Origin of the sequence: Novipirellula herctigrandis, assembly GCA_007859835.1 — a bacterium.
Taxonomy (GTDB): domain Bacteria; phylum Planctomycetota; class Planctomycetia; order Pirellulales; family Pirellulaceae; genus Novipirellula_A; species Novipirellula_A herctigrandis.
The window spans coordinates 1,598,426-1,623,794 of the sequence record SJPJ01000001.1 but is presented as its reverse complement, the minus strand read 5'-3'; the positions used below and the strand labels follow the sequence as shown (position 1 = coordinate 1,623,794).

Genomic DNA, 25,369 nt, shown 5'->3' with positions numbered 1-25,369 from the left:
TCATGCACCCAAATGGGCGATGGGGTAAAATCGAGGTCCTCTCACCTATTTTCCCTCCTTTACCTGCCCAAGGTCATCACCATGCTGTCGAAGTTTTCCGTCGTTTCCGTTGTTGCGTTGACACTCCTTTCGGTCTGCGCTGCTGCGGATGAGCCTTCGGTGAGTCTTTTTAATGGGAAGGATTTGACCGGCTGGCACACGGATGTTCCTGCCAAGGATAAGGACGCGAACGTCAGAGATTCTTTCATCGTTCGCGACGGAATGTTGGTTAGTCTTGGCACGCCGCCCGGTCATTTGATCACCGACGCGAGCTATAGCGACTATCGACTCGAAGTTCAGTACCGTTTTGCTGGCAAGCCAGGTAACTGTGGCGTTTTAGTGTTCGCTTCCACGCCGCGGGCGCTCTACGGAATGTTCCCACAGTCGATTGAAGTTCAAATGATGCATCAAAACGCTGGGGATTTTTGGTGTATCTGCGAGGACATCACGGTTCCGGATATGGAAACGCGACGCGGACCGAAAGAGAAATGGGGGACATCGGGCAATAAACAACGTCGCATTTTGAATCTGACGGATGGTTCCGAAAAGCCGTTGGGCGAGTGGAATACGATGGTCATCGAGTGCCTAGGCAACAAAGTGAAAGTTTGGGTCAACGGTGATTTGGTCAACAATGGCTATGATAGTACCGCGAAAGGCGGCCAGATTGCTCTGCAAGCGGAAGGATCAGAGGTGGAATTCCGCAAGGTGCAATTGACGCCAATTACCGGATTGAGCGAAAAGATGGTGAGCGGAACGGAGGAATAACTGGTTTGGCCACAACGAGAGTAAAAGCAACGCGAAAGATCAGGCGATTTTATCCGTTACCCAATGGGTCGGTGGGGGTTAAAGTAATGCCCTGTTCGGAGCAAATGAGTTTTCGTTTGCTCGCACCTGCCTTCGTTTGCTGCCACCTGCCTTCTGCTCCTCGATGGAGTTGTCTGTTGTGAAAATATCACTGTGGATCGTGTTCGTCCTGCTGCCAACCATGCTTACGGTGAATGCGAACGCCGATGGTCCCCCGCAATCGCCCCCGTCGCGGGCGGTTTTCGAGTCGACTCGTCCCGTGAACCGAACAGGCAAGATCGATCGTTTGGTTGTCGATTCGCTTGATTCTCTCGGCATCAAACCAGTACTTTGTTCCGATGCTGTTTTCATTCGCCGGGCCTATTTGGACACGATTGGGACGCTGCCGACCGCGACCGAAGTACGCCAATTCCTTGCCGCTCCGAACACGGCGAATAAACGAATTCGACTGATCAACCGTCTGCTTGATCGTGAAGAATTCGCCGACTATTGGGCGATGAAATGGAGCGATGTGCTAAGAATCAAGGCGGAGTTTCCGATCAATCTTTGGCCCAATGCCGCTCAGGCCTACCATCATTGGGTACGGACTTCGATTGCCCAGAACAAACCGTATGACCAATTCGCTCGCGAGTTGCTGACCTCCAGTGGCAGCAATTTTCGTGTCGCGCCCGTCAATTTTTATCGCGCTGTGCAAAACAAGACACCTGAGGGTTTGGCCGGTGCGGTGGCGTTGACGTTCATGGGATCACGCGCGGATTCTTGGCCGGCCGAACGCTTGGACGGTATGGCGGCATTCTTCTCGCGGGTCGGTTACAAGCCAACTTCCGAGTGGAAGGAAGAAATCGTGTTTTGGGATCCGATGCACGAGAGTATTGATGCGGCAAATTTTGCACCTGGCAGCGCAGTGCCTGGAAAAGTCGCCGAGCTGAAAACCAACGACGAGGGTTCATCGTCAAAGCAGCGGCCAACGATGGCGGTGTTTCCTGGTGGGAGAAAGGTCAAAATTTCGGCGGACGTCGATCCACGCACTCAGTTCGCCGATTGGTTGATCAGGGACGAGAATCCCTATTTCGCTCGTAGCATCGTAAATCGCGTTTGGGCCTGGATCGTCGGTCGCGGCATTGTCGAACCTGCAGATGATTTTCGTCATGATAACCCAGCGGCTCATCCGGAATTGCTGGCGTATCTCGAAAAGGAATTCATCAACAGTGACTATGACCTTAAATCACTTTATCGGATGATTCTTTCATCGCAGGTGTACCAGTTTTCGTCTCTGCCCGACTCAAAACAATTGTCCGATTCAAAACAACCGGATCTTAAAAACGGCGGCGTCGCGCTAATGGCGCATTATCCCGTTCGTCGTTTGGATGCCGAAGTATTGATCGACGCGGTCAACCAAATTACCGGGACGAATGATCTCTATACCAGTGCGATTCCCGAACCGTTCACCTACATCCCACGCGACCAGCGAGCGATTGCGATTGCCGATGGCAGTATCACCAGCCCGTTTTTGGCATTGTTTGGGCGATCAGCGCGAGCGACTGGAATGGCGGATGAACGCAACAACAAACCGGTCCCGGCCCAGTGGCTGCATATGCTCAATTCGAGTCACATTCAAACCAAACTCGAACGTGGTGGAAAGCTGCGGAATATCTTTACCGCGAAATCGTTACCACGGAAAAAGATTGAAGAACTTTACCTGACGATCCTCTCTCGTTATCCGACGGAGGACGAGTTGAAAATCGCAATGTCGTACCCAAAGACACGAGGCAAGTTTCGTTGGGAAGACGGCATCGATATCAGTTGGGCGCTAATCAATAGCACCGAGTTTCTATACCGGCATTGAGACCTACTCTAACAAGGGAATTTAGAAATGAACCGCCAACCAAACAATCCGTCGCAGGCTGGGATTTCCCGACGTCAAACGCTTCGCTGCGGAGCGGTTGGTGCGACCGGTGTGATGCTTAGTGGTGGCGTGCAAGGACAAGCCTTTGCCGCGGAGGCAGCGAGCGCAAAAGCAGTGCGTTCGAATGCAAAAGCGAAAACGGTGATTCAAATCTTTCTGTGGGGCGGGATGTCCCACAACGATACTTGGGATCCGAAACCCAAGGCCGGCCGCGACTATACCGGCGAGTTTTCGGGCGTCATTTCGACCAATGTCCCGGGAACGCAATTGGGTGAGTTGTTTCCATCGTTATCGAAGCAGGCGGACAAGTATTCGTTGATCCGAAGCATGACGCATGGCAACAATGGCCACGAAACGGCTGCCTACCTGATGCAAACCGGCCATCTTCCAGGGGAACGATTGGCGTACCCAAGCGTCGGAGCCGTTTTTTCGCTGTTCAAGGGACGCGACTACGATGGGATCATTCCGCCCTATGTGGTGTTGACCAAACCGCAGGGCCGTTTTTCCGAGGAAGGATTCCTGGGGCCAAAATTCAAACCGTTCGCAACGGGTGGGGATCCAAACGCAGCACGATTCGCTGTCGAAGGGGTCGTGGCGAAGAACATTTCCGACGATCGTCAAAAAGCACGCCGCCGATTGCTTGAGAAGATGGATTCATTAGGTGCGACCATGCCGCAACTTGAAAGTGCGATTGCGACCAAAGAGGAAGCCTACGAGTTGATCCTCGGTCGGGGGAAAGAAGTTTTTGATTTGTCGATGGAAGATGACAAGCTTCGCGATCGTTACGGCCGACACACATTCGGCCAAGAGTGCTTGGTTGCACGGCGGATGGTCGAAACGGGGGTTCCCTATATTGTGATCAATTACCCAGGTGGATGGGACACCCACAAAAACCATTTCCAAACCATGCGGCGCCAAGTGCCGCAGTTAGATCAAGGTTTGGCTGCACTACTCGAAGATTTGAGCGATCGTGGTTTGCTCGATAGTACGATCGTGTGGTGCTCGGGTGAATTCGGTCGTGGCCCGAAAGTCGATTGGCAACCACCATGGAACGGCGGGCGCAATCACTATGGAAAAGTCTTTTCCGTTTTGGTTGCAGGAGGCGGATTTCAAGGCGGTCACGTGGTCGGTGCGTCCGACGACAAAGGCGAAACGGTCAAAGAGCGGCCCGTCTATCCGGTCGATTTGCTAGGCAGTATCTACACATTGGCCGGGATTGATCCGCACGCCAAATTGCCACATCCGCTGGGTGTCGATGCGCAAGTTCTGCCGCAGCCATCGGAGACGGTGAAATCAGGCGGATTGTTGACTGAGATTATGTAACCAAATCGTTGAATTGGATTGATGAACATGCCTACCGAAACTAGCCGCCGGAACATTTGGGGCATCCGCTATTTCGTTCTCTGTTTCGTTTTTTCGTTGACATCAACGTCGGCCTCGGCGCAACAAACTCCGTACATTGGGTACGTTTATCCCGCCGGCGGCCAACAAGCCACGACGGTTGACATCAAACTTGGGGGCCAACGACTGGATGGCCTCAAGGATGTCGTGGTTTCCGGATCGGGCGTCACCGCCAAGATCGTGAAGTTCTATCGAAAGATGAACAATCAAGAAGCGGTGTTGTTGCGAGAGCAGGCGAAAATCCTCAACCCGCGACAACCGAGAAAGAACGTCAATTCACGTGTTCGGCTGACCGCTGCCGAAGCGGAGATCCTTCGGAATATCCAAGCCAGAATGGTTGAGTACAACCCGCGGCCAGCATCGGCATCGATTTCCGAATTGGTTTATATCCAAGTGACAATCGCGGCTGACGCGAAGCCAGGGCCACGAGAGATCCGGCTCATTTCGGCTCGCGGTATCACCAACCCAATGGAGTTTTATGTAGGCCAAATTCCGGAAGTTGCACGCGAACCGATGCGGACCAGTGTATTGCAGGTGCTTGGCAAAGAAGAAGCAGCGCTTCGGAAACGACCAGCCGACGAAGCCGAGATGGCCATCGAATTGCCCTGTACCGTGAATGGTCAAATTGCCTCGGGTGAAGTCAATTGGTATCGATTCGAAGCGAGCAAAGGACAACGGTTAGTTTTGTCATGTGCGGCTAGGCAATTGATTCCCTATATCGCAGACGCGGTGCCCGGGTGGTTTCAACCGGTGATGTCGCTCTACGACAACGAGGGAAAACAAGTCGCCTACAACGATGATTTTCGATTCAAACCCGATCCCACGATCTTCTTCGAAGTGCCTTCCGATGGTGAATATCGCGTCAAGATCCATGATGCGATTTATCGCGGACGAGAAGATTTCGTGTATCGTATCTCGATCGGTGAACTGCCGATGATCACAAGTATCTTTCCGCTGGGCGGTTCGTTGGAATCGATTGCGGAAGTCCAACTAACCGGATGGAACTTGCAGGGGGCAAAGCTAAGTCAAGTGAATGCAACGGAGGATTCTACAGCCACTTCGTTGTCGGCATCGGTCGCTGGGGTCTCTTCGAATCGGATGCCCTATGCGATCAGTCGGATGAACGAGTCGTTTGAATCGGAACCGAACAACACGGTGAAGCAAGCAGAGAAGGTCCAAATGCCCACGATTGTCAATGGGCGGATCGAACAACAAGGCGACTCGGATGTGTTCGCCATCAACGCGAAAGCCGGGCAGATGTTGGTGGCCGAAGTCACGGCACGACGTTTGGATTCGCCTCTCGATTCAATGCTAAAGATCACCGATGCCGATGGTAACGTGATTGCTCTGAATGACGATTATGCCGATGTCGCCTCGGGACTTAATACGCATCATGCCGATTCTTATATCATGGTGAAAATCCCCCAACGCGGCGTCTACTACGTTCACATTGGCGATACCAGCCATCGCGGTGGCGAGGCGTACGCGTATCGTTTGCGATTGAGCGGTCCGCGGCCTGACTTCGAGTTGCGAACGCAACCATCGGGGTTGGCATTCCGCAGCAAAAAAGCTGCTGGCCTAAATGTTTTTGCAATTCGCAAAGATGGATTTGAAGGTGACATTCGTGTCCGCGTTGGTGGCTGGATGAAAGGTTTTACGTCGGGGTCGGCCGTGTTGAAAGCGGGTGAAGACATGACAAAAATGTGGATCAAAACCGCGCGAACCGAAACCGAGTCACCAGTCAAATTGTCGATTCAAGGCGTGGCAACGATCGGAGGGAAGCAGGTATTTCGCCGAGCGGTTGCTTCGGAAGACAAGATGCAAGCATTCCTATGGCGGCATTTAGTAACGACCGAAGGGGACTGTACCGCGATCGTCTTTAAGCCTCGAAATGTACCCGATTTCAAACGCGAGTTGCCTCCACCACCAACCATGGCCGACAAGCGGGCGGCGGAATCCGGTGCCCCACCTCAATTTACCGAACGGCAAGTCCAAGGACGGCTCAGGCAATTGAGGTTGCTGTATGACGATTGGATGCTAACGGACAATTTCTACACTGAGAAAGTGGCTCAGTGCGAAACGGTTCAATAACAGGGACGGCCTTTTCTTTCTTTGTCTGAGTCGCCCTCCTGCGACATCTTGTAACCCGGCGATTGACCCTCTTTGCGGGGGGCGGATGCCCCGACAAAGTGACCATTCCCCTTATTTGGTATAAACCGGCCGCCAGATCGCCATTGTTTGGGGGTTTCGCCTGAGGAAGTGACCTCTACCGCGTAGGCATAACTGACTATATTTCGGGCCTTGATTTTCGCGTTTCGCCGAAAATCGAATTTGGGGCTATTCGAAAACACTCAAACTACTTGGGCACAAGCACGGAAAATGTCGGGCGCAACACAGAATCGCGGTGTACTCCGCACACTCATCGATAACTCTTTCTTACTCATTGCCGGTGCCGTTGGGGCACTGGTTTGGGCGAATATTGACCAGCACAGCTATGAGCAATTGATCCATTTCGATCTCTTGTCGCTGTTTGGTGGTGGCCATGAAGTGGCACATGAAGCGACCGGCGAGGGAGCTGAGCATGCTGCATCTCACGGTTTGACGCTGCACTTCATTGTCAACGATATTTTGATGGCATTGTTTTTTGCGATTGCCGCAAAAGAAGTGTGGGAATCGTTGCTGCCCGGTGGCGCGCTTTCGAATCCTCGTAAAGCGGCCACGCCCTTGTTGGCAACCGTTGGTGGTATCGCCGGTCCGGCGCTGGTTTACATCGCGGGCGCGTACATGACCGGAACACAAGTGGATCTTGGCAAAGGGTGGGCGATTCCATGTGCAACCGATATTGCATTTAGCTATCTGATTGCACGATTCATTTTCGGAGCCAGCCATCCTGCGATCGCGTTCTTGTTGTTATTGGCAATCGCCGATGACGCAGCCGGACTAATGATTTTGGCTGTATTCTATCCGCAGGCACCAATCGCGCCTCAGTGGTTACTACTGACGCTCGGCGCGATGTTAGGTGCTTTGGTCCTTCGTCGAATGAAGGTTCATACTCATTGGGCTTACTTGATCGGCCCGGGGATTGCGTGTTGGTACAGTTTTTTCCAAGCAAACATTCATCCGGCGTTGGGTTTAGTTCCGATCATCCCGCTACTGCCTCACGCTCATACCGACCTTGGGATCTTTGCCCGCGAGGAACTCAATCGCGGTGACACGCTTAGCGAATTTGAACATTTTTGGAAGTTGCCCGTAGAAGTGGTCTTGGGTTTGTTCGGTCTTGCTAATGCAGGCGTGGTAATGAGTAGTTTGGGTACTGGTACCTGGATCGTGCTCGCCGGTTTGCTGATTGGCAAACCGGTTGGCATCACCGCATTGACGTGGTTCGCTGAGAAAGTCTTGAAGCTCGAGAAACCTGCTGGGATGGATTATCGCCATGTGGTGACTCTGGGCATGGTCGCAGGAATCGGATTTACCGTTGCCTTGTTTGTTTCCGTTGCTGCGTTTACGGTTCCTGGTGCGATTCAAGATTCGGTTAAGATGGGGGCGTTGCTGAGTTTTGGCGCGGCACCGTTGTCATTCTTAATTGCCAAAGTTCTCGGTGTCCGTCCGCAAAAAATGGTTGACGTGGATGTGCCTGCCGAAGCCCAACCGGCTTAAGGGTCGTGTATGTTAGGCTGTTGTGCTTGACGTCGAAGTTTTGTCGCCTCGGACGCTGGACCGCCCCGCGTCACCGTTGGCAAATGCGTCGTCACGGCTAGCGAATGCGTCGTCACGGCTAGCAAATGCGTCGTCACGGCTAGCGAATGCGTCGTCACGGCTAGCAAATGCGTCGTCACGGCTAGCGAATGCGTCGTCACGGGTGTCCAAAGTGAGTACACCAAGGCATGCTGGTTTTTTTGGTTGTCCAATGGTTAACCTAGAAAGGCCACGTGTTTACGAAAGCATCCAATCCTTCGACACTCCAATCCTTCGACACTCCAATCCTTCGACAAATAGAAAAGACGAACGAATGCATCAAGACAAAATACCAAGCGAAGCGATTGGCGAAGACGAACTGAAGCGGCCGCAGCCGGCGGATGAGCCAATTTCGGCGGTCGATTCGAAAGACTTGTTGCAGGTCATGAGGCACACGGTTGACCGATTAGAGAAAGACAAGTCGGCGCGGGGTGACCTGAAAATTCTCTCTCGAACGCTGCGTGAATTGCGTTACGCCTTTACCGTCTTTCGCCCCTTTCGACGTCGACGCAAAGTCACCATTTTTGGCTCCGCTCGGACGGAACCTGGGCATCCGGAATACGAAACCGCCGTGGAACTCGGACGCCGTATGGCGGGTCACGGATGGATGGTGATCACCGGTGCGGGTGGCGGAATCATGGAGGCGGGCCACAAAGGGGCCGGGCGAGAAGCGTCGATGGGGTTGAACATCATGCTTCCCTTCGAACAAAGTGCGAACCCCTACATTCAAGGTGACCCAAAGTTGGTCACGATGAAGTATTTCTTCACGCGTAAGTTGATGTTCGTCAAAGAATGCAGCGGCATCATCTGTTTGCCGGGCGGATTCGGGACACTCGACGAAGCCCTCGAAAGTTTGACGCTGATGCAAACCGGCAAGCAAGTGATTATGCCGTTGGTGCTGCTCGATTCACCCGAAGGGAGCTATTGGCACGATCTTGGCGTGTTTATGAAGAAGCAACTGCTGGGCAACGGCATGATCAGCCCCGAGGATGTCCATCTTTACAAAGTCACCCATTCGGTGGATGAAGCAGTCAAAGAGATATTAGACTTCTATTGCGTCTACCACAGTATGCGTTACGTTCGCGACCAATTGGTTTTCCGGTTAAAGGAAACTCTCAGTGACGCGACGCTTGAGCAAGTCAATGAGAAGTTTTCAGACATTTTGGTCAACGGGACCTTTAAACAAACCGATGCTTTGCCGGAAGAAATCGAGGAAGCCGATTTGGCACATTTGCCGCGTTTGGTATTCCACTTCAATCGTAAAGCGATGGGGCGATTACGAATGCTGATCGATTTCCTTAACCAATCCCACGCGGATTGTCCTGATGATTGCTGCGGTGAAACTTAGAGCATGTCTTAGCGTCAATCCACAGAGGTTCTTCCATGAGATTCGTTTTTTTGGCAAAGCTGGCTTTGCTCTTTGCCTTGACCAGCGCCAATGTCTTAGCACAGGATACTGCGGTCACAGACGCTGCGGTCACAGACGCCGCGGTCACAGACGCCGCGGTCAACACGACGGTGGATGTTTCCGACCCCAAAAGTGTTAGCCCGAATATTAACCGTCGATTTTTAGACCCTCAGATGGATGTACAGGAGTGGGTTGAGCGGTTTGAAGTGGAAAGCCGTGAGGTCTACCATGCTCGCGATGCGATCCTTCGTGGTTTGAACCTAAAGCCTGGTGAACGCGTTGCGGACATCGGAGCGGGAACCGGTTTCTATTCGCTCTTAATGGCTGATGCCGTCGGGCCAAAGGGCTGGACTTTCGCGGTCGAAATTTCGCCCAAGTTCGTCGCCTACTTGTCGGGAATGTTCGAGGGGCGGGACGTCAATAATGTGACCACTGTCATGTGCGATGAGAATTCAATCTGTTTGCCGCCAAATTCGATTGACGCAGCATTTATTTGCGATGTCTATCACCATTTTGAATATCCCGCCGAAACGATGACTTCGATGTTTCATGCCCTGGAATCGGGTGGGCGGGTCGCGGTGGTCGATTTTGAACGTGTCGCCGGTTTGTCGAGTGAATGGACGATGGGACATGTGCGTGCGGGCAAGCAAACGGTCATTGATGAAATCCAAGCGGTCGGTTTTGAGTTTGTCGCCGAGAGAGACATTCCAGGATTCAAAGACAACTATTACATCGAGTTTCGCAAGCCATGATGGACCATGGGGATGACACGCGGCCGAGTAACCCCGATCAGCCGACGCCACATTCGAATCGTGAACCGGCGCTTCCGCAAGCAGGGCGTTCGGAAACCGAACCTGTAAAATCGCTCGATTTGGTCTCGGCCACATCGTTGGTTGCGGCCAGTATGATCGGTGCGGGGGTCTATACGACGAGCGGTTTTACGCTGGCCGATCTTGGGTCGCCCGGATGGGTGATGACCGCTTGGGCGGTTGCGGGCGTGATCGCGATTTGCGGAGCGATTTGCTACGGTTCGCTAGCTCGCGAGTTGACGCAATCGGGCGGCGAATATTTGTTCTTGTCTCGGTCGCTGCATCCGATCGCTGGCTTGATGGCGGGTTGGGTCTCGATTCTTGCTGGGTTTACGGGGGCGATCGCGTTTGCCGCAACGACGTTTGAAACCTATCTGCCGTTTGAAAACGGTTTGCCGCGAGGGATAATCGCTTCGGGGGTTGTTGTCGTGGCTGCGGTTTTGCACACCATTGGGGTGCGGCCGGGAGCCCGAATCCAAGACGTTGTTGTGATTTTTAAGTTTGTCTTGATTGGTGCATTCGTGCTAATCGCGGCGCGTTGGATTGTGATTGCTGATTCGACGACTGCGACGACTGCCACGACTGCCACAATTCCCGCTGCCGTTTCACCCTTTGCGTTTGCATTGAAATTTGCGACCGCGCTAGTTTGGATCTCGCTCAGTTTTAGTGGTTTTAACGCAGCGGTTTACGTTGCCAGCGAAGTCAAGGAGCCGGGACGTACGGTTCCTCGGGCGCTTTTGCTTGGAACGGTGTTGGTGACCATTTGCTATTTGGTGCTCAACGCGATATTTGTTTACGGTGCTCCGTCAAGCGCGATTGCAGGGCAACCCGATGTCGCCGCCGAAGCGGCCCGCGCGATTGGTGGCAGTGGTTTTGAGGCGTTTGTTCGGATCGTGATCTTGTTTGGACTGTTCACGTCCGTTTCGGCGATGGTCATGAGCGGGCCGCGAGTCTACGCAAAGATGGCAGATGATGGTTTTTTGCCCGCATGGTTACGGTTTCGTGATCGGCCGCCCGTTGCTGCGATTTGGGGGCAAACCGTCTTAGCGATCGTGGTCATTCATTTGTCGACACTTAAGCAGCTTTTGGAATACCTTGGGTTTACCCTGTCGTTAACCGCCGCAGTGACTGCCAGTTTACTGTTTTGGGTGCGTGGCAATTCGGGCGAACGAATTAAGGTGCCATGGTATCCCATTCCACCGATCCTATTTGTCGGAGGGACGCTTGTAACAGCGACGCTATCGGCGATCGGTTCCCCTTCCCAAGCGGTCGTAGGGCTGGTCACGATCGGCGTCGGAGCGATTTTGTATCCCTGGTACGCCCATCGGCATTCGGTGTGAGGCGACGGTAATATACCGATGGTCTTTCAGTGACTTAGTACCACTTCATCGCATAATTCTTGAAGCGATTGATGACGGTTGTACGAAGTCCCGGTGAATCCAAATACGGCGCCCAAGTCGCTTGGTTTTGTCGCAGTTGTTGAAGCAACATCGCGTCGGAAGCTTGATACTCCTTCCAATCGCTGGTGGACTCGCGCAGGTTCGTTTCGATCTCACTTTGTCGGTTGGCCAAAAGTGCCTGCACACCTTCGCGAATCGTTTGATCCGGATGGTCGGTGAGCGAAAGGAGCGTCAGCATTCCCTCGTCGTTGATTTGTTTGACAGCCACCATTACCGATGGCGGCAAATAACCGTCGTTGACTCGGTTCGCATTATATCGATGAGCAACATAATCAACGGGAAACAAACTGAATGCGATGATTGTCACCATGACTGCCATCAGTTGATATCGAACTAACCACCAAAACGACCGGTGATTGGCAATTTTGTAGAGCACCAATAGGAAGCCGATGACGACGACAGTGATTCCAAAGAATCCAACCGTTCGCATCCGTGTCATGCCGTTGTAACCGACATAGATCGTCAAGCGGTTATAGACTGCTAATGCCAGCAGCAAATTGAGGGCTGACCAAAACCAAGCGAGCCAGCGCAAATGCGTAACCCGTGGGTCTTGCAGGACTTTTCCGTTGAAGATCGCCGACAATAGCAGCGTCGCCAAAGCCAATGCGACCGTTAACCATGCTGCACCTTGGTGAGCGTAGCCAGCGTAGTAGAAGCCTTCGGGAAATTCTCTTTTCCACAAAGTCACAAATTCGAAACACAGGTACAACGCAAACAATGCGATCAGCGTGACCAGCGAATTACGAAACGCAGGGAGCCAATCCGACGTTTGTCGTTCATCGGGGATTTCGATGAATTCGGTTTGAGGCCCGAACCGGAACATGGGTAGTCTCGGACACAAAAAACCGGCACCGATCAGCAACGCAAAAATGCAAAATGGAATTTCCCAGGCTGATTCCACCGAGAACCATCGCCAAACGTAATCAGCCAAGTCGGCGAGGTAGCTCGTCGTCCGGTTCACAAGATCGGGGTTTGCAAGGATAAATAGAGTGCCAAACACCATTACGGAGACAACCGGTAACAACCACGTAGCGGTCGATCGTTTTCGTGACGCTTGGTTCTCGGTCGCTGCGCGGAAACGATACTGTGCAATTCTAGCGGCGCCTTCGAAAAGAACTCGAGATGCAAAGGCAATTCCTTCTAGCACATACGGCATTGCGCCAGCTGCGACCATGGAAAGGGCAATCGTTAGCACGACACCTGCAAACAATGTCAACTGCGAACCCATCCATAACAATCGCAACGCGACTAGTAACAGCAGAAACGAAATCGTCAAACCGTGGCGTGGCATCAAGAACTTGTAGCAGCCGATCCAGAACAGAATGGGGACGAGTGCAAAGAAGAGTGCGGGGCCCGTAAATCCATCACTGCGAAAGATCAGAACATCGGCCAGTGCCGTCCACGCGATGACTGCAAAAAGTTCGCGGCTGCGTACCGGAGTGAGGGCTCGAGCAGGTGTGATAGGGGAATCGTCTTCTGCCGAGCTAACCTTAGCCGTAGGAGCTTCGTCGGCAGGGAACGCTGCTGAGCTGGATAGATCGTCCGACATCTGCAAATTCCCCTGTTGGTAATCCAATCGCCCAACCGATTGTCGAGCCGATCCACATTATACTCCCCAAGTCCACGAAGGGTTCGGCTGCCCCCATTGTGTAACTGCTTGGGGAATCTAGACTAACGGGTGGCAAATGCGGCCCTATCGACAGCGGCGCATGACTGTGTCGAAGGCATTGGTTCTTTCGATGAGTCGATTTTCAAGTTGCCCTTAGATAAAAGGAGGCAGCTATGTTGGAATCGGTGTTTTGCGTGGCGCTACCCACTTCGGGTCAAGTACTCGTCGCCGTTGGCGTGTTCGCCGTGATCGTTGCGATGGTCATTGTGACGATCATTTTCAAGTGGGGATCATTTTGGTTCCAAGCATACATGTCCGGTGCCAGCGTCAGCATGGCGAGCCTGATAGCGATGACCTTTCTTCGGATTGACCATCGGATGATTGTCACAGCGATGATCATGGGCCGCCAAGCGGGCTTGAAGACCGACCGCGAAAGTGGAATGACGACGGGGCGCCTGCAATCGCACTATTTGGCTGGCGGTAACGTCAAGAACGTTGTCCAAGCGATCATCGCCGCCCAACGCGCGGGAATCGATTTGGATTTCGACCGTGCTACCGCGATCGACCTGGCTGGTCGTGATGTGCTTCGCGCGGTCCAAACGAGTGTCTCGCCAAAAGTGATTCACTGTCCTGACAACTCGCACGGTGCAGCGCGGACGCTTAGCGCCGTTGCGAAGAACGGAGTTGAATTGCGAGTTGCTGCACGCGTGACGGTCCGCACCAACTTAGAACGGTTGATCGGTGGCGCGACCGAAGACACCGTGATCGCTCGCGTTGGTCAAGGAATTATTTCTGCGATCGGTTCAGCTGAAACTCACATGGACGTGCTGGAGCGGCCTTCGCAGATATCCAAAGGAGCAATGGCCAACGGTTTGGACGCCAATACGGCTTTCGCGATTGTGTCGATTGATATATCGGATATCGACGTGGGAGAGAACATCGGCGCGCGTTTACAAAGCGATCAAGCGGACGCAGATACTCGGATTGCACGCGCCAAAGCGGAAGTGCGCCGCGCCGAAGCGGTTGCTCGAGAGCAGCAGATGAAGGCAAAAGTGACGGAAAGTCAAGGGAATTTAGTTCTAGCCGAAGCCAAGGTGCCTGCGGCACTCGCCGAAGCGTTTCGAGGGGGATTATTGCGGAATCAGGCTCCGAAATTATTGCAGAATGAAAACAATCAACAATAGTTGACCCGTGAGTATGCAGCCATCACAATGGATCCCTGTGAAACGAGATCAACTTCAATAATCAGGGCCAATAAACGCGATGAAAATGCTCGTCCGAAACGCATTACTCTGTGCGCTCGCAAGTCTGGCTGTATCGGTTCACGCCGAGGATCGTCCGAACATTTTGTTCATCATGTCCGACGATCATACCGCTCAAGCGGTCGGTGCCTACGCAACACTGCTGAAGGATTTGAACCCCACGCCGACGATCGATACGCTCGCTGCCGAAGGCGTTTGTTTCGATAACGCGTTTTGTACCAATGCGATCTGCACTCCCTCGCGTGCTTGTATCCTGACCGGCAAATACAACCACAACAACGGCGTGTTTGACTTGGGGGGCAACGTTCCGCCGAAAGAACAATTGCTTCCGATTGAAATGCGAAAAGCTGGATATCAAACGGCGATTATTGGGAAATGGCATTTGGTCAAAGAACCGAACTTTGACTATTACAAGGTGCTTCCGGTACAGGGGAAATATTTTGATCCCGATTTTCGGATTCAAGGCGACAAGCCTTGGCCGCGCAACCTTGTTACCCACAAAGGGATGCACTCGTCCGATGCGATCACCGATTCAACGTTGGAATGGTTCAAGCACAAGCGTGATCCGAATAAGCCATTCTTTGTTTGTCATCAATACAAAGCGCCGCACGATTTCTTCGAGAATGCACATCGTTATGACGCGTACTTAGCCGACGTCGAAATTCCCGAACCAAAATCGCTCTGGGAAAAACCAAGCGATTGGGGATCGATCGCAACCCGTGGTGTGAATGACGAGTTGGTTCCTCACGTTGGGACTTCGATCGGACGTCGTAACCCGTGGCGGTCCTATGCACGCGACTTGCCTCGAGCATTCCCAGAGGAATTCAAGTGGGACATCAACGATCCGAACCTATCGGATGACGAGATCAAACACCTCGCTTACCAGGCTTACTTGAAGAAGTATTTGCGGTGCGTCAAAGGCGTCGATGACAACCTCAAACGCTTATTTGACTATCTGAAAGCCGAGAACCTTTACGACAATACCGTGATCATCTACACGGGCGACCAGGGATTTTGGTTGGGCGAAAAAGACTACCAGGATAAGCGATGGGCTTATGATGAGTCCGAGCGAATGCCGTTTATCGTGCGGTATCCGAAGTCGATTCCGGCGGGGACACGCAGCGATGCAATTGTCGAAAACGTTGATTACCCGGCGCTGATGCTCGACTTCGCTGGGGCCGAGATCCCCACGGAGATGCAAGGCCGATCGTTCCGCTCGATTTGTGAAACCGGCAAGGAACCTGCCGATTGGAAGAAAGCAGCTTACTATCGCTATTGGATGCATATGATCCATCACGCCAACCCCGGTGAGATGGCGATTCGAACAAAAGAGTACAAGCTAATCTTTTTCTACGGATGTGATTACGACGGTGGCGAGCAAACGCCGCCCGCATGGGAAATGTACGATCTAAAGAGAGATCCGCAGGAGCTTCACAATGTGTACGACAATCCCGAATACCAAGCCATTCGCGATGAACTAAAGTCTCAGTTTGCGCAACTTCGCAAAGACATTGGTGACGATGGGACGCATCACCCTAAATGCGAAGCTGTCGTGCAGAAGTTCTGGGACTACGATGACGTTGACCGTCAGGAAGCGGTCGAAATTTCCCATGAATTTCGATTGCGTCGCGAAGCGTTCGTCAAGGCAACGCAAAGTAAGAAGAAAAAGAAATAGATCCGCATCGCAGCCATTGGCGAGCGTCGCGTTGGAAAAAAATGCGAACTCGGTCGCTTTCTAAGCCCCACCCCGGTTTCGGGCGTTAGACTTTCTGCGGAATCAACACGCCGTAAACTTCGGTCGTTTTTCCTGATTCGTCAAAGATCGGTTGTCCTCGAACGACTAAGGTTCGATACCGCGATTGGGCTCCGCGTTGGCGAATCGAGATCTCGTAGGCTGCACCGGATTTGATTGCCGTAGTGATTGATTCCTTCATGATTTTGCGGTCTTGTGGGTGAATTAAATCCATGTATTCGGTCATCGTCGGCGTTCCTTCGGCCCGTTCACGTCCGGCCAATACGAACGCTTCGTCGCTCCAAGTGACCTTCTTGGTTTGAACATCGTATGACCACGTCGCTAATCCCGCCAACGCCTGTAAGTCTCGCAATCGCCGCCGGTTTTGGCGAAGTTCGTTTTCGGCCTTTTTGCGTAGCGAGATGTCGCGAATGCTAGAGATTAGCAATTTTTCACCATTGATTGTTGTCATTCGGGCGCTGATCAAAACATCGATGGGCGTTCCATCGCGGTGCAGAATTTGGGCGTCGAAGTTGTCGATTCGCCCTTCTTTTTCGAGAGCAGCCAGCAATTCGTCGCGTCGGTTCGGACATTCCCATAGGTTTAGCTCGTGCATCAACTTGCCAACGACTTCGTCTTCGGTGTAGCCCATTAGATCGCCAAAGGTTTGGTTCGCTTCGATGACTCGGCCCGACGAAATTCGCACCAACAGGCCCGCGTCTGGGGAATGGGTGAACAGAACCGAGTAGCGTGATTCACGCTGCAGGGTAGCATCGCGTTGGTCTCTTTCGCGGCGGACTCGGGATGCGCGTTCGCTGTCGCCAAGCCCCACGGCATCATAGAGTGACACGGCTAGGTCCAAGTCACCTTGTTCGGTCGCAGCGGCAGCGAATTGGAGGTTCAAATCCACTCGGGCTTCTTCGGCGCGGCGGTTTTGGGGCCAAATTTCCAGTGCTTCACGCAGTAACGCGTCGGCAACTCGAAAGTCCTCGTAGTGATTTTCGGCAGTCGCTTTGCTCAAATGTTCGTTGACACGTTTTACCAGCCGGGTGCTTTCCTCGTGTTCACGTTGCAGGTGGATCGCCGTCAAGAAATCGTCGACGCTGGCATATCGATCCGCGGGCGAAGTTGCCATCGCCTTGATGGCGATGTCAAGCAATTCCCCTTTGATACTGGTCGGACGGATTTTGTTTTCCGCCGCCGCTTGGATGCACTCCAACAGCGTCTCGCCATGATGGGGCGGGAAGCCTGTTTTGATTTGGAATAACACCGCACCAAGCAAGTAGACATCGGTGGCAAAGGAAACGTGTCGAGCATTACCGGTTGCCAACTCGGGGGCCATGTAGGCAGGCGTTCCACCGATCGAATGCGCTAGGCCACCGACTTCCTCATCAAGGTTTTGACTTGGATTGTGGCTAATGGCCAATCCCCAATCGGCCAACAAAACTTCGCCGAATCGTCCGAGCATCACATTTTCAGGTTTGATGTCGCGATGGACCAAGCCGCGTGAATGGGCATAGCGAATCGCGTCAGCAACTCGTGTCAGGATTTGCACGTTCTCGGAGATCGACTTTTCATTGATTTGTTGATCCCAACTCGTCCCGTCAATCCGCTTCATCGAATAGAACAGCCCACCATCTTGATCGATGCAGACTTCATGCAACGCGATAACATTGGGATGGTCGAGTCCACCGATCACGCGAGCTTCCGTCAAGAACCGTTCGCGGGACGCGGGGTCAACAGCCAAGTTTCCTCGTAAGGCTTTGATGGCCACTTCACGATCGATGGCCCTTTGGTGAGCCTGGTACACAATGCCAGTCCCCCCGGCACCTAGTTGGCCGACCAACCGGTAATCGATCTCGCATCTCTCAACGCCGGCAGGGATGTTTACTCCCCCGATCGTTGCGACTCGTCGTTTGGGAACAAAGCCACGATCTTTGCACGGCGTTTTAGGAACAAAGTCGGTCGGTTGATCCAGCGAACCGATACCCGTTTTTAGTGGCAATTCAACCGTTTCGTTTTCGTCTGAATTGGTGGGGGCGTCTCCGTCAAAGTGGTTCTCTCTCCATGCAGGATGAGCCAGCGTGGAGGATGCTAGGGCGTCACCAGAGAGAACCACGGTTTTTTCGTCCGAGGGCATCGAAGCCAATCGCTCACGCATCACTGAATTCGTCAGCACGGCAGTGATCAGGTTGACTGGATTGCCCTTCGTTTCCGTGTCAGAAACCATCGCACGTTGCACATCTGAACTAGCAGCGACACCCGAGGGCGAAGCGAGGGATTCGGTTGGATCGGGTAATTTCATGGTTGTTTGGCCAAACAGGTTGAGTGCATCCATACCGCTAGGACCCCGAATAAAATCGGCGGTTCACTTGAAAGCAGTATAAGTGGGCGGGAACGGAAACGACACGCAAAATTGACCTGCCCCGATAGGAAATCCCAGCAAGAATTCGACGACAGATGCCGGTGTCCAATGCCACACCATGATCGATCGCTCCATTGGCTAAACACCCAACGGCAGGTTAGGCCCGGTGATAATCGCCTGATTTGCCACCCGATTTTTGTTCAAGCACGATCGGACCAATCGCAATCGAGCGGTCAATTGATTTTACCATGTCGTATACCGTAAGTGATGCGATCGACGCGGCTGTCATCGCTTCCATTTCGACCCCCGTTTTTGCACTCGTTCGAACGGTGACGATGCAGCACAGCGTTTCCTGAGATTCTGTTTTGGCAACCGACTTCGTTTTGTTGTCGTCGGCCCACTGAAAGTCTACCATGACGGACTCAATGGGAATCGAGTGACACAATGGAATCAACAGTGACGTGAATTTCGTTGCTTGGATCCCGGCCAGTCGTGCGATGCCAAGCACGTCTCCTTTATTCGCCGTGCATCCGCGAATCACTTCGGCGGTTGCCGACGCCATCACGATTTGAGCCGACGCCGACGCTTGGCGAACCGAGACCGGTTTTTCCGAAACGTCCACCATGTGGGCGTCACCGCTGGGAGTTAAGTGGGATAGTTCGTTATTCAACGTTCAATTGGATGGTATTGGGGCGGAAACGGATAGGGAACGAGAAATATTGACGTTCGGTTGAAGAGTGTCAACGGTTGGCGGGGAAAACGTTGGCGGGGAAAACGTTGGCGAATTGGCGGCCGAGTAAGCGAAGCGACCGATGCACGGTAGCGACGTAATTTCTATCGGCGCGCAAAAAAACGTCGTACACCGCGGGAGGCGTACGACGTCTATGATTTGACGAGGCATTGCTGAAATCTCGATCAGTCCCTCCGGCGCGGCTTTCGCTGTGCAGGGTAAGGGCTGACTTAGACCAATTCTTTTTTGCTTCCGACAAGCGTTCTCAGGCGTTCGGCGAGCAAGTGCGCGTCGAATGGCTTTTTGAACGTCTCGTTGATGCTGCTTCGGTCGAAGCTCATCGGTTGCCCGTCGTCAGGAAGCAATGCAATCAAGACGATATCTGTGAAGTCGACATTCTTGCGAAGATTTTGGCAAATCTGCACAGCTTCGATCTTGCCGATCGAGAAGTCAACAATGATACAATCTGGATTAAAGCTTTCTGCTTGAATGCCAGCTTCAAAACCGCTCGCGGCCACAGCCACTTTGAACGCTTTCTCAGGTGGTAATTCTCGCTTGAGGTTCTCGATCAGCACCTGGTCTTGGGCGACGATCAGGCATTTAGCCATCGCTTCGTCTTCCAAGTCTCCCAGGGGCATGCCGTGTTCCTTTAGGAATTTGATCAGGTACTCACGCGGAATGCGTCGGTCCTGAGATCCAGGAATGCGATAGCCCTTTAAACGCCCCGAGTCGAACCATTTTGACACGGTTCGTGGAGCCACTTTACAGATCTTGGCGACCTGTCCAGTTGTGAAGACCTTCATACTAGGTTCTCCATAACGCCTCGTTAATTTTCCCTCGAACAATGGTGCGTCGGTAACCATTTGTTCTAGCGGCCATGTTTCGTCATCTGAATCGTCTGTCATCGTCCGGTCCTGAATCGGTCGTCTTGTTCGCAATTTGTGGGTTTGCCAACAAAGTAACAGGGATCTTCTAACGCTGGGTCCGGCCAGCCGGCTCGCATCCTGCGACACTCACCGAACGGGATTCCTCGCGGTTTGGTTGTAAAAGTAAGCACGGTTCCACCGAAGCGGGACCGGTTTCCAGGGGACAAGAAGCTGCGTGCAGATCGATTGCCTTCATCAAGTACGTCTGTTACTCGACTCCGAACTTTCGTTACGATTGTGCCGAAGTTTACACGCACGCATCGAAGTCTTCGTCACCGAAACCTTAGACGCCAGATGTCTGCAATTAATGTGCTGCTTACTGAAGCCACTTCCATTCGCAAACGCGAAAGAAGTATCCTCAGCCGAAGCGTTTCCCAGATTCCCCCCTGGGGTGGGTCGAGTGTTTGGCGTGTCTTCGTTCAAACCACGTTTCTAATCTGCCTATGTCAGCCGAGGCCAACTGCGGAACAGAAAAGTAGTCTGGGCGAAAACACCTCGATCCAAGGATTAATGTCGAGTAAAACCGGGGTAACTCTTTAGTGCGTTTGATCGCGAAAAACGAGTATCAACGGTTTCTCGTGTCAAGAGTGTTTTGACGACCATGCAGGTGCGGACCGGCCGTACGCCAATTCTCTCGCGTTTCTTCACATTCTGACGCGCCAATCGCACCATTTGCTGCAAAGAAAATAGTCTTCTCGGAGAAGAAAAAAAATCTCGTTTCTTAACGTTTTCATGACAAAGTACGCCAAAACGTCGCATCTTCGTGCAAAGAAGTCGTGGAAAAGTTGTGTTGCAACGCAAGCTTGCCTAAAGTTTTGCGATAAGCGGCACCATCAACGACCTATTGATGTTGAAGTAAACGCTCTCCTCAACCACCCGCTCGGTCGTATTCTATCCACAACCCGCTTGTATCGTCTCGTTATTTTTTTTCTGATCGATACGATTGGATCATGTCTGATCGATACGATTGGATCATGTACGTGTCCGCCGCCTTCTTTTAAAAGGATCCACCCATGCAAGACGCATCCTTCGATTTCTTCCGCAATGCCATCGAAACGCCCAGCCCTTCCGGTTACGAAGAACCGATCACACGCCTCATTCGTGATTACGCCAAACCCTTCGCCGATGCCATTCGCACGGACGTCCATGGTAACGTGATTGTCAGTGCTGGCGACACGTCGGGGCCGCGATTGATGTATGCGGGACACTGTGACCAAATCGGAATGTTGGTTTCACACATCGACGAACAAGGATTCCTGTACGCTCAGACGATTGGTGGTTGGGACCCGCAGCAATTGATCGGGCAAGGGATGACAATTTGGACCGCCGACGGACCGATTGCAGCGGTCATCAGCCGAAAGCCAATTCATTTGCTGACGACGAAAGAACGCGAAGAAGTCGTTCAGTTTAAGCAAATGTGGCTCGACATCGGCGCTGCCGACGAAGCCGAAACAAGGTCGAAAGTCCGTATCGGTGACCCCGTCACCCTTGAACTTCGTTACCGACCACTGTTGGGTGACTTGGTCAGTGGACCTGGAATGGATAACAAGACGGGGATGTGGACCGTCATCGAAGCACTCCGGCGATCGTCAAAGTCGGGAAATTCGCTCCAATGTCACCTCCATTCGGTCGCCACGGTCCAAGAAGAAATTGGACTTCGTGGTGCGAAGACTGCCGCTGGTAGCATCCATCCTGATGTGGCGATCGCGGTCGACGTCACGCATGCCTCGGATTGTCCGACGATCGAAAAGAACCAACAAGGTCATATTCGCATCGGCGGTGGCCCGGTCATTTTCCGTGGACCGAATATTAACGCAAAAGTCGCTGTTCGGTTGATCGAGTTGGCCGAAAATAACTCGATTCCCTACCAATTAGCAGCCGTGGGGCGAGCGACGCCGAACGATGCCAATGTGCTGCAACTGCATGGTTCCGGAGTGGCAACAGGGTTGGTAGCGATTCCCAACCGCTACATGCACTCAGCCGTTGAAGTGATATCGCTGTCGGATATTGACCATATCGCCGAGCTGCTAGCCAAATTCGCAGAATCACTATCGGCCGAGGACGATTTTGTTCCATCATGATGTGGGCTGGAAATCGCGTGGGCTGGAAATCGCATGGGCTGGAAATCGCATGGGCTGGAAATCGCCAAGCGCGGTCGCTTCATGTGTCCCGTCCATCTTGCCCGTTTCCTAAACTTTCGTTGATGGTACCGCTGGCATTTGTGGTTCAAGCAACCTCACGTCATCGCTTATGAGTATGATGAAGGGAAGCCAGCAAAGGGAACCGATTGACTCGATCGCCTTAAAGGAACAGTTGAAATTATGTCTGAAGGTAGCGGATTCCTTAGTCGCGTCTTTGCCGATGCGAGGTCAACCTACCAAGCTCTCGCCGATGCATTGCCCGTTAGCTTGGTTATCAAGGATATTGACGGACGCCGGATCTTTGCCAACAAGCAATACTTGACCGTCCGCGGCAAGAAACTTGAAGAGATTCTCGACAAAGACGATTTTGAAATCTTCCCCGTGGAAATCGCCAGCAACTATGTTGCCGACGATCAAATCGTGATCCGCCATGGTGAAACGCTCCATTGTGTAGCGCAAGACGTTTTTGCGGATGGCCGAGTCCACTGGATCGAACGATTCAAGTGTCCGATTTTTGATCACGAACATAAAGTGATCGGCATCCAAATCATGTTTTGGGATGTTACCGAACGCATCAAGGCGGAGGAGAAACTCAAGCATGAACAGAGCTTGCTCCGCACGCTGATGGACAACATTCCCGATTCGATCTACTTCAAGGATGCACAAAGTCGATTTATGCGAGTCAGCCGTATGATGGCAGACAAGTTTGGAATGGAATCCATCCATAGCGTGATCGGGAAAACGGATGCTGACATCTTTACCACGGAACATGCAGGTGGGGCTCGCGACGACGAGCTTCGGATCATGCAAACCGGCGCACCGCTGGTCGATCGCGTCGAGCGAGAAACGTGGCCCGACCGAGATGATACGTTCGTGATGACCACCAAAATGCCGCTGCGCGATGACGCGGGAACGATCATCGGAACCTTTGGGATCAGCCGCGATGTCACAGAACTAACAAAATCGCAAGAAGCGCTTCGTGAAGCTCGCGATGTGGCGAACAAAGCAAACGAGGCGAAAAGCAATTTCTTGGCCAACATGAGCCACGAGATTCGCACTCCGATGAATGCGATCATCGGTATGTCCGAGCTGCTTGCGATGACCGACTTGACGCCCGAACAACGTGACTACAACAACATGGTCACCGAGTCCGCTGATTCGCTGCTCCGGTTGCTGAACGAGATTCTCGACTTTTCGAAAATCGAAGCCAACCGGCTCGAACTCGAGAGTATTCCGATGGCGATCCGCGATGTGATCGAGAAATCGGGCCAAACGCTCTCGGTCAAAGCCGCTGAAAAATCACTTGAACTACTTTGCCGAGTATCTCCCGATGTTCCTAATCGACTGATCGGGGACCCTGGTCGACTTCGGCAAATCCTAGTGAATTTAGTCGGTAACGCAATCAAATTCACTGAAACGGGTAGCGTGTTTGTTGACGTGAACCGCGTTGAGAAGAATCCGTCGGACCAGTCTCCTAATCCACAAACCGGCGATACGTCCAATGACTTATGGGTGCGTTTCCAAGTCACCGACACGGGAATCGGAATTCCCCAGGACAAGGTGAAATCGGTTTTGGAAGCGTTCACGCAAGCCGATTCGTCGACCACGCGTCGCTTCGGTGGCACCGGTTTGGGACTCGCCATTTCACGCCAATTGATCAGCTTGATGGGCGGGACACTACACGTCGAAAGCGAAGAGGGAAAAGGGACGACGTTTTGGTTCATGATCCCCTTGGCTGTTGCCCAGGAGCAGCACGAACCCGGCGGCGAACTTCGTACGCTCAGCGGGACGCGAGTATTAGTTGTCGATGATAACGAAGTGAACCGGAGAATCTTGGCCGAGATTTTTTCGCATTGGGGATTCCGAGCGACGATGGTCCAAGGGGGCGAGCAAGCGTTGGCGAAGTTGCAGGAAGCGGACCACGCGGTAGCACCCTACGATTTAGCCGTCCTCGATTGCATGATGCCCGGCATGGACGGCTTTGAATTAGCCGAGCAGATCCGAAAACGTTTTCCGAATATGAAGACCGAATTGATTATGTTGTCTTCGGCCAACATGCCCGACATCGATTCCCATTGGAAAACGCTTGGGATTGCTCGCTATATGACCAAACCGGTCGTTCAATCAGAGCTTCTTGAGGCGATTTTTAATGTTCTTGGTGTGAAAAACCAAGCGGTCGACGATTTGCCGATGTCCGATACGCCCTCGTGTCCTGCGCTGCATGTGTTGGTCGCTGAAGATGGATTGGCGAACCAGCACGTAGCACTTGGAATGCTCCGAGCATGCGGTCACTCGGCCGTTGTCTCCAGTGATGGGAAAGAGGCAATTGACAAATGGCAAGGGGCGGCGAATCGAGGAAGACCATTTGATTTGATTCTGATGGACATGCATATGCCCGTGATGGATGGCCTCGAAGCAACACGCACGATCCGACAACACGAGGAAGAGAAAGGAACAGGGACGCGGATCCCGATTATTGCGCTCACCGCAGCAGCGATGCAGGATGATTCCGATGCGTGTATCGAATCGGGAATGGACGGTTTCCTGGCGAAACCGATTCACGCTCGGCGACTACAAGAGATGCTGATCGATTTCGCGCCACGAGACAGAGCAATCGACACGGTGCCAAAACTCTCGGAATCCGACGCCCAACCGGAAGTCGAAGCGTCCGCCGAACTCAATTGGGACGAGACCGATGTGGTCGATTTGCGAGCGGCTCAGCAGCGCTTGCCGGGTGGCCTTCGCGGGATGAAACGGTTGGCAGAAGTCTTTATTGGCGAATGTGATACGTTGATGAAAAAGTTCGACGAAATCATTCCTGATGGCGATTTGACGGAGATCCAACGAACCGCCCATACATTGAAAGGGTCATCGAATCTGTTTTGCGCCAGCCAAGTCTATGAGACATCACGCTTGATGGAGGTGAACGCTAGCGAAGCGAACCGAGACACACTTCCGGAATTACTTGGGACGCTTAAACGACAAGTCGACGTCATGTTGCGTGTGTTGCGAAGGTTGGTCGATACCTAGTAGACCGACATG

The 25,369-nt window shown here is 52.7% G+C and carries 17 protein-coding genes; 12 read left to right on the top strand and 5 right to left on the bottom strand.

The genetic code is table 11. From position 1 onward, the window contains the following. The first annotated feature begins 81 nt into the window (after window positions 1-81). The 5 genes from CA13_RS05775 to CA13_RS05755 all read left to right on the top strand — a co-directional run bounded on the left by CA13_RS05775 (window position 82) and on the right by CA13_RS05755 (window position 7,807). Entirely contained in the window at window positions 82-804 is a 723-nt protein-coding gene (locus CA13_RS05775; protein ID WP_146395014.1) for a 3-keto-disaccharide hydrolase, read from the top strand. Window positions 805-982: 178 nt separating this feature from the next. After that, on the top strand, window positions 983-2,689 hold the full coding sequence (locus CA13_RS05770; RefSeq protein WP_419193982.1) for a DUF1553 domain-containing protein: 1,707 nt from the start codon (window positions 983-985) through the stop codon (window positions 2,687-2,689). Between the two features lie 27 nt (window positions 2,690-2,716). Then, the gene (locus CA13_RS05765; protein ID WP_146395012.1) at window positions 2,717-4,072 is read left to right on the top strand and encodes a DUF1501 domain-containing protein; all 1,356 of its coding nucleotides are present in this window, start codon (window positions 2,717-2,719) and stop codon (window positions 4,070-4,072) included. A gap of 27 nt (window positions 4,073-4,099) precedes the next feature. Continuing rightward, complete coding sequence (locus CA13_RS05760; protein WP_419193981.1) at window positions 4,100-6,241, top strand: PPC domain-containing protein; 2,142 nt, start codon at window positions 4,100-4,102, stop codon at window positions 6,239-6,241. Between the two features lie 288 nt (window positions 6,242-6,529). Next, entirely contained in the window at window positions 6,530-7,807 is a 1,278-nt protein-coding gene (locus tag CA13_RS05755; RefSeq protein WP_146395010.1) for a Na+/H+ antiporter NhaA, read from the top strand. On the opposite strand, the gene CA13_RS05750 is transcribed toward CA13_RS05755, so the two are convergent. Continuing rightward, a complete protein-coding gene (locus CA13_RS05750) occupies window positions 7,804-8,058 on the bottom strand; it encodes a hypothetical protein (RefSeq protein ID WP_146395009.1) in 255 nt (84 codons plus the stop codon). The genes CA13_RS05755 and CA13_RS05750 overlap by 4 nt on opposite strands. 101 nt (window positions 8,059-8,159) lie before the next feature. Here CA13_RS05750 and CA13_RS05745 point away from each other — a divergent pair, with 101 nt between their 5' ends. The 3 genes from CA13_RS05745 to CA13_RS05735 are packed head-to-tail and all read left to right on the top strand — an operon-like array spanning window position 8,160 to window position 11,442. After that, entirely contained in the window at window positions 8,160-9,233 is a 1,074-nt protein-coding gene (locus CA13_RS05745) for an LOG family protein (protein WP_146395008.1), read from the top strand. Window positions 9,234-9,268: 35 nt separating this feature from the next. Further along, window positions 9,269-10,045 (top strand): methyltransferase domain-containing protein, encoded by a 777-nt coding sequence (locus tag CA13_RS05740; RefSeq protein ID WP_146395007.1) that lies wholly within the window; start codon window positions 9,269-9,271, stop codon window positions 10,043-10,045. Further along, window positions 10,042-11,442, top strand: coding sequence for an APC family permease (locus CA13_RS05735; RefSeq protein WP_146395006.1), 1,401 nt, complete (start codon window positions 10,042-10,044; stop codon window positions 11,440-11,442). Before CA13_RS05740 ends, CA13_RS05735 begins: the two co-directional genes overlap by 4 nt. A gap of 34 nt (window positions 11,443-11,476) precedes the next feature. Here the strand turns inward: CA13_RS05735 and CA13_RS05730 are convergent, their stop codons facing one another. Further along, entirely contained in the window at window positions 11,477-13,111 is a 1,635-nt protein-coding gene (locus tag CA13_RS05730) for a DUF4153 domain-containing protein (protein WP_146395005.1), read from the bottom strand. Window positions 13,112-13,344: 233 nt separating this feature from the next. On the opposite strand from CA13_RS05730, the gene floA reads away from it, so the two are divergent. Further along, complete coding sequence (gene floA, locus CA13_RS05725; protein WP_146395004.1) at window positions 13,345-14,355, top strand: flotillin-like protein FloA; 1,011 nt, start codon at window positions 13,345-13,347, stop codon at window positions 14,353-14,355. 79 nt (window positions 14,356-14,434) lie between these two features. After that, on the top strand, window positions 14,435-16,108 hold the full coding sequence (locus tag CA13_RS05720; protein WP_146395003.1) for a sulfatase family protein: 1,674 nt from the start codon (window positions 14,435-14,437) through the stop codon (window positions 16,106-16,108). Between the two features lie 85 nt (window positions 16,109-16,193). On the opposite strand, the gene CA13_RS05715 is transcribed toward CA13_RS05720, so the two are convergent. The 3 genes from CA13_RS05715 to CA13_RS05705 form a co-directional block, all read right to left on the bottom strand. Further along, window positions 16,194-18,470, bottom strand: a complete 2,277-nt coding sequence (locus CA13_RS05715) for a protein kinase domain-containing protein (protein ID WP_419193980.1) — start codon at window positions 18,468-18,470, stop codon at window positions 16,194-16,196. Window positions 18,471-18,687: 217 nt separating this feature from the next. Beyond that, window positions 18,688-19,200: a cyclic pyranopterin monophosphate synthase MoaC gene (gene moaC, locus CA13_RS05710; protein ID WP_419193979.1), complete on the bottom strand. Its 513-nt coding sequence runs from the start codon at window positions 19,198-19,200 to the stop codon at window positions 18,688-18,690. A 290-nt stretch (window positions 19,201-19,490) separates the two neighbouring features. After that, the gene (locus tag CA13_RS05705; protein WP_473087443.1) at window positions 19,491-20,165 is read right to left on the bottom strand and encodes a helix-turn-helix domain-containing protein; all 675 of its coding nucleotides are present in this window, start codon (window positions 20,163-20,165) and stop codon (window positions 19,491-19,493) included. Between the two features lie 1,034 nt (window positions 20,166-21,199). Between CA13_RS05705 and CA13_RS05700 the strand changes: the two genes are divergently transcribed. Together CA13_RS05700 and CA13_RS05695 are read left to right on the top strand one after the other, a co-directional pair. Then, complete coding sequence (locus CA13_RS05700) at window positions 21,200-22,267, top strand: M42 family metallopeptidase (protein WP_146395002.1); 1,068 nt, start codon at window positions 21,200-21,202, stop codon at window positions 22,265-22,267. A 240-nt stretch (window positions 22,268-22,507) separates the two neighbouring features. Next, on the top strand, window positions 22,508-25,357 hold the full coding sequence (locus CA13_RS05695; protein ID WP_146395001.1) for a response regulator: 2,850 nt from the start codon (window positions 22,508-22,510) through the stop codon (window positions 25,355-25,357). Window positions 25,358-25,369: the final 12 nt, after the last annotated feature.

Coding starts and splice junctions, on each gene's coding strand:
- CA13_RS05775 (WP_146395014.1), top strand. CDS start 82: ATGCTGTCGAAGTTTTCCGTCGTTTCCGTTGTTGCGTTGACACTCCTT.
- CA13_RS05765 (WP_146395012.1), top strand. CDS start 2,717: ATGAACCGCCAACCAAACAATCCGTCGCAGGCTGGGATTTCCCGACGT.
- CA13_RS05760 (WP_419193981.1), top strand. CDS start 4,100: ATGCCTACCGAAACTAGCCGCCGGAACATTTGGGGCATCCGCTATTTC.
- CA13_RS05755 (WP_146395010.1), top strand. CDS start 6,530: ATGTCGGGCGCAACACAGAATCGCGGTGTACTCCGCACACTCATCGAT.
- CA13_RS05745 (WP_146395008.1), top strand. CDS start 8,160: ATGCATCAAGACAAAATACCAAGCGAAGCGATTGGCGAAGACGAACTG.
- CA13_RS05740 (WP_146395007.1), top strand. CDS start 9,269: ATGAGATTCGTTTTTTTGGCAAAGCTGGCTTTGCTCTTTGCCTTGACC.
- CA13_RS05735 (WP_146395006.1), top strand. CDS start 10,042: ATGATGGACCATGGGGATGACACGCGGCCGAGTAACCCCGATCAGCCG.
- CA13_RS05730 (WP_146395005.1), bottom strand. CDS start 13,111: ATGTCGGACGATCTATCCAGCTCAGCAGCGTTCCCTGCCGACGAAGCT.
- floA (WP_146395004.1), top strand. CDS start 13,345: ATGTTGGAATCGGTGTTTTGCGTGGCGCTACCCACTTCGGGTCAAGTA.
- CA13_RS05720 (WP_146395003.1), top strand. CDS start 14,435: ATGAAAATGCTCGTCCGAAACGCATTACTCTGTGCGCTCGCAAGTCTG.
- CA13_RS05715 (WP_419193980.1), bottom strand. CDS start 18,470: ATGAAATTACCCGATCCAACCGAATCCCTCGCTTCGCCCTCGGGTGTC.
- CA13_RS05705 (WP_473087443.1), bottom strand. CDS start 20,165: ATGACAGACGATTCAGATGACGAAACATGGCCGCTAGAACAAATGGTT.
- CA13_RS05700 (WP_146395002.1), top strand. CDS start 21,200: ATGCAAGACGCATCCTTCGATTTCTTCCGCAATGCCATCGAAACGCCC.
- CA13_RS05695 (WP_146395001.1), top strand. CDS start 22,508: ATGTCTGAAGGTAGCGGATTCCTTAGTCGCGTCTTTGCCGATGCGAGG.